This is a genomic window from Serratia sp. CY55921 (assembly GCF_052167655.1).
Lineage (GTDB): Bacteria > Pseudomonadota > Gammaproteobacteria > Enterobacterales > Enterobacteriaceae > Serratia > Serratia ureilytica.
The window spans coordinates 1-13625 of the sequence record NZ_JBJNMU010000003.1 but is presented as its reverse complement, the minus strand read 5'-3'; the positions used below and the strand labels follow the sequence as shown (position 1 = coordinate 13625).

Below are 13625 nucleotides of genomic sequence, written 5' to 3'. Positions count from 1 at the left end.
GGAGAAGACAATGACAGCAAACACAACATCCTCCGAACAGAGCTTGCAGGACTATCTTGACCAGGGGCTGCGCGGCATGTGGTATCCGGTGCTGGCCAGTTGGGAAGTAGGCAACAACCCGGTCGGCATCACCCGCCTTGAGCAACAAATCGTGGTGTGGCGCGACGGTGAAGGCCAGATACACGCGTTGGAAGATCGCTGCCCGCACCGCGGCGCGCGGCTTTCCATGGGGTGGAACCTCGGCGATCGCATCGCCTGTTGGTATCACGGGGTGGAAGTCGGCGGCGACGGGACGGTGAAAGACGTGCCGGCGGTGGATCGCTGCCCGCTGGTGGGGCAAAAATGCCTGCGCGCTTACCCGGCCAAAGAAGCCTACGGCGCGGTGTTCCTCTATTTTGGCGTGACGGCGGATGAAGCGCCGGCGGAGCTGACTTTCCCGCAAGAGCTGGCGGACGAAGCGTCGTACAGCCACTTCTTGTGTACCGCCAGTTGGAACTGCAACTACCAATACGCCCTGGAAAACGTGATGGATCCGATGCACGGCACCTACCTGCACTCTTCCTCGCACTCGATGGCGGAAGGGGATCGCAAGGCGGACATGGGGCTGGAGCCGACCGACAGCGGGTTTATCTTCAAGAAAAACGGCCAGATCGGCGTCAACTTCGACTGGGTGGAGTTCGGCAACAGCGGCGCGTATTGGATGCGTCTGTCGATCCCGTACAAAAAACGTTTCGGGCCGGGCGGCCACTTCTGGATCATCGGCATGGTGGTGCCGGAAGACAAGGATCACTGCCGGGTATTCTTCTGGCGCATCCGTAAGGTCAAAGACTGGCAGCGCGACATGTGGCGCTTCATGTATCGCAATCGCTTGGAATCATTGCATTGGGACGTCCTCGAGCAGGATCGCATCGTGCTTGAAAACATGGCGCCTAACGCCCGTGGCCGCGAATACCTGTACCAGCACGACGTCGGTCTGTCGCGCCTGCGCCGCCTGATGCAGAAAGAGGCGCAGAAACAGCTGGCGACGCTGCACGAGCGGGAGGCGGCGCAGTGAACGGTCTGCTGAACGGCAAGCGCATCATGGTCACCGGCGCGGCGCGCGGTCTGGGCTACAGCTTCGCCGCCGCCATTGCCGCTGCCGGCGCGCAGGTGGTGATGTGCGACATTTTGGCGGATGAGCTGGCGGCGAGCGGCGCTGCGCTGCGTGAGCAGGGCGCTCAGGTGGAAACGCAAATCATCGATCTGGCCTCACCGGATTCGATCCGTTCGGCGTTCGAGAAGATCGCCACAGGCGGCGGGATCGACGGGCTGGTGAACAACGCGGCGCTGGCGACCGGCGTCGGCGGTAAAACCATGATGGAATACGACATCGATCTGTGGGATCGGGTAATGCAGGTCAACGTGCGCGGCACCTGGTTGGTGAGCCAGGCGGCGGTGCCGCTGCTGGCGCGCAACCCGCACGCCAAGATCGTCAACGTGGCGTCGGACACCGCGCTGTGGGGCGCGCCGCGCCTGATGGCCTATGTCGCCAGCAAAGGCGCGGTGATCGCGATGACGAGATCGATGGCGCGCGAGCTGGGCCCGCAGGGCATCTGCGTCAACGCTATTGCGCCGGGCCTGACGCGGGTGGAAGCCACCGAGTATGTGCCCGCCGAGCGCCATCAGCTGTATGAGCAGGGGCGCGCGCTGGCCGGGGCGCAGCATCCGGACGATGTGAACGGCACGGTGCTTTATCTGCTGTCGCCGCTGGCGGATTTCGTCACCGGCCAACTGCTGCCGGTCAACGGCGGCTTCGTATTCAACTGACGGCCCGCAGGGCAGGCGCACAGCGCAGGAGCGAAAGATGGCGGACGAGCAAGCATGTAAGTATCTGATCCCGGGACTGGATCGCGGATTGCAGTTGCTGCTGGCGTTTGGCGAGCAGCATAAGGAAATGACCTTTGCCGAGTTGCATCGCCTGGTCGATATGCCGAAGGCCACCGCCTACCGCGTGGTGCAGACGCTCGAGCACCTGGGCTTTCTGGAGCGCAATCCGCGCACCAATACCTTCGCGCTGGGCATCAAGGTGCTGCGTCTCGGCTTCGAATACATCGCGTCGCTGGACGTCGCGCAGGCCGGCCAGCCGGTGATCGAACAGCTGCGCGATCGCAGCCAGTGCAGCAGCCATCTGGCGATCCGCGACGGGCGCGACGTGATCTATATCGCCCGCGTCAGCGCCGCCGGTTCTCAGATCAATCAGGTCAGCGTCGGCACCCGTTTGCCGGTGCACCAAACCTCGCTTGGCCGCATGTTGTTGACCAGCGCCACCCGCAGCGAGTTCGAACAACTCTATCCGGACGAGCAGCTGCCGGGCAACGCGCCGGGCACCCCGGCGGATCGCGAAACGCTGTGGCAGATGGTGCAGCAAGACAAGGCGCGCGGCTATGTGATCGGCGAATCATTCTTCCGCCACGGCATCTCCTCGATCGTCTACCCGATCTTCAACCGTGAGCAGCGGGTCGAGGCGGTGGTCAGCATCATGGTGCCGTCCGATGAGATCCCGAAAGCGGATCGCGAGCGGCTGCGCATGGAAGTGCGCGATGCGGCGGAGAAAATTTCCGGCTTCCTCGGCGCGCCGCCGCAGGCCAACGTCGGCTAACCGACAGGACCGACTCTTTCACTCAGGCAGGGATAAGGCCCACAGCAAACAGGGGCCGGGGTTCAGTCATGCCTGAAAACCGTATACAGCGAGAACGTGAGGCTGAGCAATGAGCGTAATCGGAATCGAAAAACTGGAGTTTGGCGTCGAAGATCTGCCAACCTGCGAAAAATTCATGCATGACTTTGGCCTGCAGCCCGCCACGCAACATTGGGGCGAACCGCAGCGCGAATTCACTACCCTGAGCGGGGCGCGGGTCGTTCTGCACCCGTTGCAAAGCGCGGCGCTGCCTGCGGCGTTTGAAGGCGGTTCCACCCTGCGCCGCATGACCTGGGGCGTGGCATCGCCCGCGGATCTGGCGCGTCTGCAGCCGCGTTTGGCGTTGATGCCCGGCTTTCGTCAGGTGGGGGAAGAGCTGGAATGCCGCGATCCCAACGGCATGACGCTGCGCTTCGTCGTCAGCCGCCAGCAGGCGGTCGAAGTGCCGGTCACGCCGATCAACCAGTGGGGCGACGTGCGCCGCATCGATCAACCCAGCCCGGTCTACTCGCAGGCGCAGCCGATCAATATCGGCCACGTGGTGTTCTTCGTTGACGATCTGGCGGCGACCGAGCGTTTCTACCGCGAGCTGTTGGATTTCCAGGTTTCCGATCGCTATATCGATCGCGCCGTCTTCCTGCGCACCCAGGCGCGCGGCGGCCACCATAATCTGTTCCTGCTGAAGCTGCCTAACCGCCCACGCGGCCTGAACCATGTGGCGTTCACCGTGCGCGATATCCATGAAGTGATCGGCGGCGGCATCGCCATGAACAAAGAGCAGTGGAGCACCTTCATCGGCCCTGGCCGCCACCCGATTTCCTCGGCGTATTTCTGGTACGTCAACAGCCCGACCGGCGGCGCGTTCGAGTACTACACCAACGACGATTATCTGACGGAAAACTGGCAGCCGCGCGAGCTGGAACATTCGCTGGTCTCCTTCACCGAATGGGCGGTAGAAGGCGGCATCGATCACGATACGCGCCGCCAGCATAAAAAGGCGGAGGCGTTATGAACCGGCCGGAACAGGCGGGCATTGTCATCGTCGGCGGCGGCCAGGCCGGCGGTTGGGCGGCCAAGACGCTGCGTGACCGGGGTTACAGCGGCCGGCTGACGGTGATAAGCGACGAACCCTACGATTTTTACGAGCGGCCGCCGCTGTCGAAAGCGGCGCTGCTGGATGCCGCGGCTCCCCTGAGCCGGCTGTTCAGCGAACAGGCGGTGGCGGAGCTGAACATCGACTGGCGTCGCCCGCTGCGCGCCGAGTCTATCGACGCCGAACAGCAAATCGTCACGCTCAGCGACGGGCGACGGCTGCAGTTCGAGCAGTTGCTGATCGCCACCGGCGGGCGGCCGCGTTTGCCGGGCGCCGCCTGGGCGCAGCACCCGCGCGTGATGACGCTGCGTTCCTGGGATGATGCGGCCCGGTTGCGGCAGGGCCTGCAGAGTTGCCGTCGCCTGGCGATCGTCGGCGGCGGTTGGATCGGGCTGGAGATCGCCGCTTCTGCGCGCCGTCTCGGCGTTGAGGTGACGGTGTTTGAGCGCCAGCCTGCGCTGTGCATGCGCAGCGTCGGCGCCGATGTCTCACAGGCGTTGCTCGAACTGCATCGCCGGCAGGGCGTGACGGTGTTGTGCGGCTGCGGCGAGATCTCGCTGGAAGATCGCGACGGCGCCGCCTGGATCGGCAGCGAAGTCAGCGATCCGCAGGCCTTCGATCTGGTGGTGGTGGGGATCGGCGTCGAGCTGAATCTCGAACTGGCGCGCAGCGCCGGGCTGGCTATCGAGTCCGGCATCGTGGTCGACGGCCAGGGGCGCACCAGCCATCCGGCAATCTTCGCCGCCGGCGATGTGGCGCGCCACCCGACGCTCGGCCTGTGCCTGCAGTCCTGGGCCTACGCGCAAAATCAGGCCATCAGCACCGCCTGCGCAATGCTCGACGCCTTCGCCGCTCCGTATGACGACGTGGCCTGGCTTTGGTCGGATCAATACGACGTCAATATCCAGATCCTCGGCGTGCCGAGCGGCGGCGTGCACCATGTGGTGCGCCGCACGCCGCAGTCGCAGGTGTTCTTCACGCTGAACGCCGATCGGCAACTGGTGCAGATGGTGGCGTTCAACGACGCGCGCACCATCAAACTCGGCAAGCGTTGGCTGGCGAGCGGCCGGGTGCTGGATCCGCAGCAGCTGGCGGATGCGGAGTTTTCTTTGATGGCGTTGAAATAACGCCCGAACCTCGGGAGCGTTTTATGACTACGCAAGACATTGACGCCCGCGCTGGACGGGCGGGGGAAACCGTTGCCGAAAATCCGCAGCAGCGGGTGCGCTGGTCGGTACCGATCGCGCTGTTCGCCTGCGTGCTGCTGGCGTTTTTCGACAAAATCAGCATCGCGGCGCTGTTTTCCGACGCCGAGTTTCAGCAGGCGCTGGGCATCGGTTTTGACCCGGCGCGGCTGGGGTTGCTGATGAGCGCGTTTCTGTTCTCCTACGGCATCTCCTCGATGCTGCTCAGCGGCATCGGCGATCGGCTTAATCCGGTCAAAGTATTGATTGGCATGATGGTGGTGTGGGGCGTGCTGATGGTGTTGATGGGGCTGGTGCGCTCCTATCACGCCATGATGACGCTGCGCATTCTGCTCGGCATCGCCGAAGGGCCGCTGCTGCCGATGGCCTACGCCATTATTCGTCAGGCCTTCCCGCCGCAGCTGCAGGCGCGCGCCACCATGCTGTGGCTGCTCGGCACGCCGCTCGGGGCCGCGCTCGGCTTCCCGGTCACCCTGTACATCCTCAATACCTTCGACTGGCAGGCCACCTTCTTCTTTATGGCGTTTCTGACACTGCCGGTGATGTTGCTGGTGCTGTTCGGCATGCGCCACCTGAACGTGTCGCGTCCGGCGGCGGCGGCCAAGCCGGCGGTGTCCGAACGCCAACAGCATCGCCGCGAGCTGTTGCGCAGCCCGCATTTCTGGATGATTTGCCTGTTCAATATCGCCTTCCTGACCTACCTGTGGGGCATGAACGGCTGGTTGCCGAGCTATCTGATCAAGGGCAAAGGCATTCATCTGGAACATGCCGGTTACCTCTCTTCGCTGCCGTTCATCGCCATGCTGCTCGGTGAAGTGCTGGGCGCCTGGCTGTCGGACAAGCTGGATCGGCGTGCGCTGGCCTGCTTCCTGTCGCTGTGCGGCGCCGGCCTTGGCCTGGCGGTGGTGCTGCACCTGCAGGGCACTTACAGCGTGATCGCCGCCATGGCTTTCAGCACCTTTATGTGGGGCGCCGGCGCGCCGAATATTTTCGCGTTGTTGGCGAAGGCGACCAGCAGCAAGGTCAGCGCCACCGCCGGCGGCATTTTCAATGGACTGGGCAATTTTGCCGGCGCGCTGGCGCCGGTGCTGATGGGGGCGTTGATCGCCGCCACCGGCAATATGGATAACGGCCTGCTGTTCCTGGTGGTGATGGCGTTCGTCGGCTGCCTCATTCTGCTGCCGTTGCTGAGAAAGTACTGAATTAACAATTGCTAAGCCCAATGGATTTCATGCTGTGGCTAGGCGGCAAGTTCGTGAGTCTCCAGGAGCTTACTGCGGTAAGTGACTGGTGCGAACGAATGCAGCCAACAACGCCACAGCGTGAAAGACGAAGGGGATAACCATTTGATTCAACAGAGGAGTGACAACATGTCTCAGGTTGAGAACAAAGCCGGCGTCAAGCCGCAGGATCTGTCGATGGAAAACTGGGTGGAGTCGCGCATCGCCCGTTTCGAAGGCCGCAAATACGACTGGAACGCGCTGAAATTCCAGGCCGATTTCGACCCGAAATACCGCCGCGCGCAGATGCGCTACATCGGCACCGGCGCCACCGGCGTGGCCAGCGACGCCAACACCATTCCGGCGGGCAATTTCACCTTCTCCACCATGGTGTTGCCGTCGAAGTGCGAGGGCCCGTTGCACCTGCACGACGACGTGGAAGAAGTGTTCTTCATGCTGAAAGGCAGCATCACGCTGATGATCCAGGATGGCGAAGAGTATTACGAAACCAGGCTGAAAGAGCGCGATTTGATCTCGGTGCCGGCGGGCGTGTATCGCGGCCTGTTCAACCACGGCGAGGAAGAGGCGCTGATGTGCGTGATGCTCGGCACCGCCAAACCGGAGATCCCGACTTATCCGGCGGACCACCCGCTGTCTAAAGTGAAGCGTAACTGATGAGCGGCCTGTCGCAACGCCAACGGGCGCGCTGCGGGGCGTATACCCTGAGCTGGCGCGAGGCCGGGCAGGGGCGGCCGGTGGTGTTGCTGCATGGCATCAGTTCCGGATCCGCCTCGTGGATCAAGCAGTTTAACGACAGCGGCCTGACGGACGGTCATCGTCTGTTGGCGTGGGACGCGCCGGGCTACGGCGGCAGCCTGCCGTTGGCGGATCCGCAGGCTGACGCCGCCGGTTATGCGGCGGCGTTGGCGGCGCTGATTGATGAACTGCAGCTGGCGCAGCCGCTGATCGTCGGCCATTCGCTGGGAGCGCTGATCGGCAGCGCCTACGCCGCCGGCTATCCGGACGGGCTATGTGGGCTGGTGTTGGCGGATCCGGCGCAGGGCTATGCCGCGGCGCCGGAGGAAAAACGCCGACAGGTGTACGGCCAGCGCCAACAGATGATGGAGACGCTGGGGCCGGTGGGCTACGGCGAGCAGCGGGCGGCGGCCTTGCTGCGCGAAGGTGCGGATCCGCAGGATATCGCCTGGGTGCGTAACGGCATGCAGCAGCTCGATCCCGACGGTTTTCTGAGTGCCGCCTGGATGCTGGCCAACGATGATATTGGCCGCTATCTGGCGCGCTATCGCGGCCCGCTGGAAGTGTGGTGCGGTGAACAGGATCGCATTACGCCGCCGGAGAAGGCGGCCGAGCTGGCGCGTGAGCAAGACGCGACGCTGCGCCTGATTGCCGCCGCCGGTCACGCCAGCTACCTCGATGCGCCGGCGTGTTTCAACCGCTATCTGCGGGATTTTACGGGAGCAATCCAACGATGAATTTTCAGCTTGAGGATCGGGTGGCGGTGGTGACCGGCGGCTCATCGGGCATCGGTTTCGAAACCCTGAAACTGCTGCTGGCCGAAGGGGCGAAGGTGGCGTTCTGCGGCCGCGATCCGGACAAACTGGCCGGCGCGGAGGCCAGCCTGCGCGCGGACTTCCCGCAGGCGGAGATCCTGGCGCTGCGCTGCGACGTGCTGGATGCGCAGCAGGTGGCGCAGTTCGCCGCTCAGGTGACGGCGCGTTTCGGCGGCGTGGATCTGCTGATCAACAACGCCGGTCAGGGCTTCGTCGCCCACTTTGACCAGACGCCGCGCGAAGCCTGGCTGCATGAGGCAGAGCTGAAGCTGTTCGGCGTGATCAACCCGGTGCAGGCGTTTTTACCGGCGCTGGAACGATCGGATATCGCGTCTATCACCTGCGTGAACTCGCTGCTGGCGCTGCAGCCGGAAGAACACATGATCGCCACCTCGGCGGCGCGCGCCGCGCTGCTCAATATGACGTTGACGCTGTCGAAAGAGCTGGTGGGCAAAGGCATTCGGGTTAACTCGATCTTGCTGGGGATGGTGGAGTCGGGCCAATGGCGCCGCCGTTTCGACGATCGCAGCGATAAAGATCAAAGCTGGGAGCAGTGGACGGCGGCGATCGCCGAACGCCGCGGCATCCCGATGAAGCGCCTCGGCAAGCCGCAGGAACCGGCGCAGGCGCTGCTGTTCCTCGCTTCGCCGCTGGCTTCCTTTACCACCGGCGCGGCGCTGGACGTTTCCGGCGGCTTTAACCGCCATGTGTAGCAGGGGCCGAAAAAGATGAAGAAGATCATGATGATTGGCTATGGCGCGATGGCGAAGGAAGTGATCGCCCGTTTGCCTGAAGGCGTGGAGGTCGGCTGGATCCTGGCGCGCGCAGCTCATCATGCGGCGATCGATGAGGCTTTTGCTGGGCGCGTGCAGGCACTGACCCATCCGGAGCAGTGTTCGCAGCGGCCGGATCTGGTGCTGGAGTGCGCCAGCCAGCAGGCGGTGGCGGAGTTTGGCGAAGCGGTGCTGCAGCGCGGCTGGCCGCTGGCGCTGATCTCGACCGGCGCGCTGGCGGACGCCGCATTGCAACAGCGGTTGCAGCAGGCCTGCCGCAGCCATCACGGGCAACTGATCGTGCTGTCCGGCGCGGTGGCGGGCATGGACGGGCTGGCGTCGGCGCGCGAAGGCGGGCTGGAGAGCGTGACCTATCAGGCCAGCAAAAGTCCGGCCAGCTGGCGCGGCAGCCCGGCGGAACAGTTGATAGATCTCGATGCGGTGAGCGAAGCGCAGGTATTTTTTGAAGGGTCGGCGCGTGAAGCGGCGCGTTTATTCCCGGCCAACGCCAACGTGGCGGCCACCATTGCTCTCAACGGCCTGGGGATGGACGCCACTCGGGTACGCCTGCAGGTCGATCCCGCCACCCGACGCAATACCCATCGCCTGCAGGTGTGCGGCGACTTTGGCGAGTTTCACATCGAGCTGAGCGGCACCCCGCTGGCGAGCAATCCCAAAACATCAACCCTGGCGGCGCTGAGCGCGGTACAAGCCTGCCGCCGTCTGGTGGACGGCGGTTTTATTGCCTGAACGGCAGGAGCGGAGCATGGAACGATTGAATATTTTTGTCGCCGGGCGCTGGCGTGAAGGGCGCGGCGAAGAGATGGCTTCGGTATTCCCGGCCGACGGCAGCGTCAACGCGCGGCTGCGCGCCGCTAACGTCGAGGATGTCAACGAGGCGGTTGAGGCGGCGGAAAAAGCCTGGCGCGCGCCGGAATGGCGTGGGCTGGTGCCGCACCAACGCGCCTCAATTCTCTACCGCGTGAGCAACCTGATCCTGGCGCAGCAGGAAGAGCTGGCTGAGCTGCAGACGCGCGACAACGGCAAGCCGCTGGCGGAGACCCGCGGGCTGGTGGCCAGCGCGGCGGCGACCGCGCGTTACTTCGCCGCCACTTGCGAAGTGCTGGAGGGCGAGCTGCCGACCCCGCGCAGCGCCGAAGTGATGACGCTCAGCCAATATCAACCGATGGGGGTGATCGCCGCCATTACGCCGTGGAACTCACCGATCGCCAGCGAAATGCAGAAGGTGGCGCCGGCGCTGGCGGCGGGCAACGCGGTGGTGCTCAAACCGGCCGAAGCCACGCCGCTGATGGCGCTGAAGCTGGCCGAGCTGTTCGAACAGGCGGGGCTTCCTGCCGGGCTGCTCAGCGTGCTGCCGGGCAAAGGTTCGGTGATCGGCGAGGCGTTGGCACGCCATCCGTTGGTGAAAAAGATCGCCTTTACCGGCGGAACCAGCACCGGGCGCCATTTGGCGCACATCGCCGCCGACAAGCTGATCCCCACCTCGCTGGAGCTGGGCGGTAAATCGCCGACCATCGTGCTGGAGGACGCCGATCTGGAGCAGGCGGCGCGCGGCATCTGCTACGGCATTTTCAGCTCCGCCGGCCAGGCGTGCATCGCCGGTTCGCGGCTGTTCGTGCATCGTTCGCTGTATCAGCCGCTGCTGGCACGCTTGACCGAACTGACGGCGGGGCTGCGCATCGGCAACCCGCTGGTGCCGGGCGTGCATCTCGGCCCGCTGATCAGCGCCAAACATCGGCAAAGCGTGGCGGACTACGTGGCGCTGGCGCGGCAGGAGGGCGGCCGGGTGGTCATCGGCGGTGAAGCGCCGGCCGATCCGCAACTGGCGAGCGGCAGCTATTACCTGCCGACCATTATTGAAGGTTTGAACAACGACGCCCGCGTCTGCCAAGAGGAGATCTTCGGGCCGGTGCTGGTGGCGCTGCCGTTCGACGACGAGCGACAGCTGATCGAACAGGCCAACGACTCGGTGTACGGCCTGGCGGCCGGCATCTGGAGCCGCGATTTCCCACGGGCGATGGCGCTGGCGGAGCGGCTGGAAACCGGCACCGTCTGGGTCAACACCTACAAAACGTTCTCGATTTCCACGCCGTTCGGCGGTTTCAAGGAAAGCGGGCTGGGCCGCGAAAAGGGCCTGAACGGCATCAAGGCCTACATGCAGCAGAAAAGCGTGTATCTGGCGCTGAGCCATCAGGTGAACCGCTGGAGCGACTAGGCCGACACCTCTACGCATAACCCTAATAACGACTACCCTAAGAAGGCAGATGATGAGCGATAAAATCACGGTTGGCGAGGCGATAGCCCGGACTCTGGAACAGTACGCGGTGTCGGCGATGTACGGCATCATTTCGATTCATAATCTGCCGATCGCCGATGCGGTGGGGCAGCGCGATAAAATTCGTTTCGTGCCGGCGCGCGGCGAAGCGGGCGCGGTCACCATGGCCGATGCGCATGGGCGCTTCTCCGGCCTGGGCGTTGCGTTGACCAGCACCGGCGCCGGCGCGGGCAACGCGGTGGGGGCGATGATTGAAGCGCTTAACGCCAACACGCCGCTGTTGCATATCACCGGCCAGGTAGAAAAAGCCTATCTGGACGCCGACGCCGGGTTTATTCATGAAACCCGGGATCAGCTCGGTTTTCTGCGCGCCTGCTCCAAGCGCGCCTACCGGGTCAATTCGCCGGAACAGGCGGTGGCGGTGATCCAGCGAGCGATCCTGGATGCGCAAACCGTGCCCTGCGGCCCGGTGGCGGTCGAGATCCCGATCGATATCCAAAGCAGCCTGGTTTCCCGCTCGGTGCTGACCGAAGCGTTGGCGCCGGCGCCGCTGCCGAAGGCGGACGATGCGGCGGTGGAGCGGCTGCATCAGCGGCTGAAACAGGCCAAGCGCCCGTTGCTGTGGCTGGGCGGCGGCGCGTTGGCCTGCGGCGATGCGGTGCGCAAGCTGGCGGACGCCGGCGTGGCGGTGATCTCCAGCACCCACGGGCGTGGCATTCTGCCGGACAGCCATCCGCGCAGCCTGCGGGCGTTCCACAACTCGCCGAGCATCGAGGCTATCCTGACGCAGTGCGACCTGACGCTGGTGGCCGGTTCACGGCTGCGCAGTAATGAGACCCGCACCTGGACGCTGCCGCTGCCGCGCCCGCTGGTGCAGATTGATATCGATCCGGCGGCGGCCAACCGCAACTACCTGGCCGATGAGCAGATCAATGGCGACTGTGCGGCGCTGCTGGCCGCGCTGGCGGCGCGGCTGAGCCCCGGCGAGAAGGTCAACGCCGAGTGGGATGTCGAGATCGCGGGGGCGGTGCAGCAGGCGGAGAGCGCGTTGCGTCAGCAGTCCGGTGAATACGCCAAACTCAACGACGCCATCGACGCCGCGCTGCCGCAGGACGGATTGCTGGTGCGCGATATCACCGTATCCGGCAGCGTCTGGGGCAGCCGTTTGTTCCGCGCGATCTCGCCGCTGTGCAACATTCACTCGCTGGCCGGTGCTATCGGCATGGGGCTGCCGATGGCGATCGGCACCGCGATCGCCAACCCGCAGCGCAAGGTGGTGGGGCTGGTGGGCGATGGCGGTTTGGCGCTGGGCCTTGGGGAACTGGCGACCATGGCGCAGGAACAGGTGAACATCACCCTGCTGATCATGAACGACGGCGGCTATGGCGTGATGCGCGGCATTCAGGACAAGTATTTCGCCGGGCGCCAGTATTACAACGAGCTGCATACGCCGGCCTTTACTCAAATAGCCGAAGCGATGGGGCTGAAAGCCTGGAAGGTCGAGGCGGCGGCGCAGTTCAACGGCGTGCTGGCCGAAGCGATCAACTACCCGGGGCCGTCGGTGGTTGAGGTGGACATGAAGCAGGTCGGGCCGCTGACCTTCGCCGGGCCGCCGCAGAAAACCCTGTATTGATACGATAAAAAACGCCCGGCGGTTGCCGGGCGTTCTCGTTGTTACTTCTCTGCCGCGATGCGATCGCGAATGTGCTGCGCGCGCGCTTGGGAAGACGGGTGATCGTCGAACATGCTGCTCTGACGGCCGGCTTCCATTTGGGCCAGTTTTTCGAAGCTGGTGGCCAGGCCGTTCGGATCGATGCCGCGCTTTTTCAGCAGATCGAACGAGTAATCATCCGCTTCGCTTTCCTGCTTCTGCGAGAACTGGGCGCTGACCAGCTTCTCGCCGATGTCCGCCAGCTGCGACTGCGACAGCGAGCCGATAACGCCGCCGGCGGAGGACGCCGCGGTGCGCAGCGCCACGGTGCCGTAAGCCACCTGCATCGCTTTACGGGTGTGGCCCAGCGCCACGTGGCCCATTTCGTGGCCCAGCACGCCTTCCACTTCGTTGTCGTTCATGATGTCCATCAGGCCGCTGTAAACGCGGATACAGCCGTTGGCCATCGCCCAGGCGTTGACGTCTTTGGTCACGTAGACCTTGTAGTTGGCCGGGGTGCCGTTGATGTTGTCGCCCAGCGCCGCAGCGATTTTGTTGAGACGCTTGGCATAGGTGCTGTCGGCCGGCGCGATTTGTGCCTTGCTGTCCATCTCGGCGCAGGATTTATCACTCAGGGCCTTAACGTCGTTGTTGCTCAGGGTCGCCGCCTGGAACGCCTGCGCGCCGGACTGCATCAGGGTTTCGGTATTCAGGTTTTGACAGCCGGTTGCCAAGGTGGCAATGCCCAACGCAATCAAAGAGGTACGGATCTTCATAACGCCATCTTCCTGTGAAGGTAACAAGGTAAAAGAGTCATTTTGCTTTGAGGCTATCTTGCCGCAAGAGCCTAGTGTACGCCAGACGGGGCGAGAATAGTGTTATTCCGAAAAAGCGTCCAATCGTGCTAATAAGTGGTGAACTCGCTCTCATTTGGCATTAGGGATTGCCGTTGTGATGTGGAGTCTGAGAAAATAGGGAACTTGACTGCTTTTTTTATCCGACCTGGAGTAAAACATGTCCTCTCGTAAAGAGCTTGCCAACGCCATCCGCGCACTCAGCATGGACGCCGTACAAAAAGCAAATTCCGGCCACCCGGGGGCCCCTATGGGCATGGCGGACATCGCCGAAGTCCTGTGGCG

Annotated in this window: 14 protein-coding genes; 13 read left to right on the top strand and 1 reads right to left on the bottom strand. The window is 63.9% G+C overall.

All coding sequences use genetic code 11. The annotated features are described in order from the left end of the window. Nucleotides 1–10 precede the first annotated feature (10 nt). From ACJ8M3_RS16605 to ACJ8M3_RS16550, 12 genes are all read left to right on the top strand, one after another. On the top strand, nucleotides 11–1054 hold the full coding sequence (locus tag ACJ8M3_RS16605; RefSeq protein WP_089197413.1) for an aromatic ring-hydroxylating oxygenase subunit alpha: 1044 nt from the start codon (nucleotides 11–13) through the stop codon (nucleotides 1052–1054). Further along, nucleotides 1051–1806, top strand: coding sequence for an SDR family oxidoreductase (locus ACJ8M3_RS16600; protein WP_089197412.1), 756 nt, complete (start codon nucleotides 1051–1053; stop codon nucleotides 1804–1806). The genes ACJ8M3_RS16605 and ACJ8M3_RS16600 overlap by 4 nt, the downstream gene beginning before the upstream one ends. A 37-nt stretch (nucleotides 1807–1843) precedes the next feature. Beyond that, entirely contained in the window at nucleotides 1844–2638 is a 795-nt protein-coding gene (locus ACJ8M3_RS16595; RefSeq protein WP_033639418.1) for an IclR family transcriptional regulator, read from the top strand. Nucleotides 2639–2747: 109 nt separating this feature from the next. Then, complete coding sequence (locus tag ACJ8M3_RS16590) at nucleotides 2748–3689, top strand: VOC family protein (RefSeq protein ID WP_033644717.1); 942 nt, start codon at nucleotides 2748–2750, stop codon at nucleotides 3687–3689. Beyond that, complete coding sequence (locus ACJ8M3_RS16585; RefSeq protein ID WP_042785343.1) at nucleotides 3686–4897, top strand: NAD(P)/FAD-dependent oxidoreductase; 1212 nt, start codon at nucleotides 3686–3688, stop codon at nucleotides 4895–4897. Before ACJ8M3_RS16590 ends, ACJ8M3_RS16585 begins: the two co-directional genes overlap by 4 nt. Nucleotides 4898–4920: 23 nt before the next feature. Then, on the top strand, nucleotides 4921–6177 hold the full coding sequence (locus ACJ8M3_RS16580) for an MFS transporter (RefSeq protein WP_033652738.1): 1257 nt from the start codon (nucleotides 4921–4923) through the stop codon (nucleotides 6175–6177). Between the two features lie 168 nt (nucleotides 6178–6345). Next, the gene (locus ACJ8M3_RS16575) at nucleotides 6346–6870 is read left to right on the top strand and encodes a cupin domain-containing protein (RefSeq protein ID WP_004937634.1); all 525 of its coding nucleotides are present in this window, start codon (nucleotides 6346–6348) and stop codon (nucleotides 6868–6870) included. Next, nucleotides 6870–7688: an alpha/beta fold hydrolase gene (locus tag ACJ8M3_RS16570; protein ID WP_033644720.1), complete on the top strand. Its 819-nt coding sequence runs from the start codon at nucleotides 6870–6872 to the stop codon at nucleotides 7686–7688. The genes ACJ8M3_RS16575 and ACJ8M3_RS16570 overlap by 1 nt, the downstream gene beginning before the upstream one ends. Next, entirely contained in the window at nucleotides 7685–8479 is a 795-nt protein-coding gene (locus ACJ8M3_RS16565; protein WP_033644722.1) for an SDR family oxidoreductase, read from the top strand. The genes ACJ8M3_RS16570 and ACJ8M3_RS16565 overlap by 4 nt, the downstream gene beginning before the upstream one ends. 15 nt (nucleotides 8480–8494) lie before the next feature. After that, nucleotides 8495–9289, top strand: coding sequence for an aspartate dehydrogenase (locus tag ACJ8M3_RS16560; RefSeq protein ID WP_033644723.1), 795 nt, complete (start codon nucleotides 8495–8497; stop codon nucleotides 9287–9289). 16 nt (nucleotides 9290–9305) lie between these two features. Further along, on the top strand, nucleotides 9306–10775 hold the full coding sequence (locus ACJ8M3_RS16555) for an aldehyde dehydrogenase (protein WP_089197411.1): 1470 nt from the start codon (nucleotides 9306–9308) through the stop codon (nucleotides 10773–10775). Between the two features lie 52 nt (nucleotides 10776–10827). Further along, nucleotides 10828–12468 (top strand): thiamine pyrophosphate-binding protein, encoded by a 1641-nt coding sequence (locus tag ACJ8M3_RS16550; RefSeq protein ID WP_033644932.1) that lies wholly within the window; start codon nucleotides 10828–10830, stop codon nucleotides 12466–12468. A 41-nt stretch (nucleotides 12469–12509) separates the two neighbouring features. Here ACJ8M3_RS16550 and ACJ8M3_RS16545 read toward each other — a convergent pair whose 3' ends face one another. Further along, entirely contained in the window at nucleotides 12510–13262 is a 753-nt protein-coding gene (locus tag ACJ8M3_RS16545) for a M48 family metallopeptidase (protein WP_004937650.1), read from the bottom strand. A gap of 238 nt (nucleotides 13263–13500) precedes the next feature. Between ACJ8M3_RS16545 and ACJ8M3_RS16540 the strand changes: the two genes are divergently transcribed. Continuing rightward, nucleotides 13501–13625: hypothetical protein (locus tag ACJ8M3_RS16540; RefSeq protein WP_144334738.1), on the top strand; the 125-nt coding region annotated here is incomplete at its 3' end.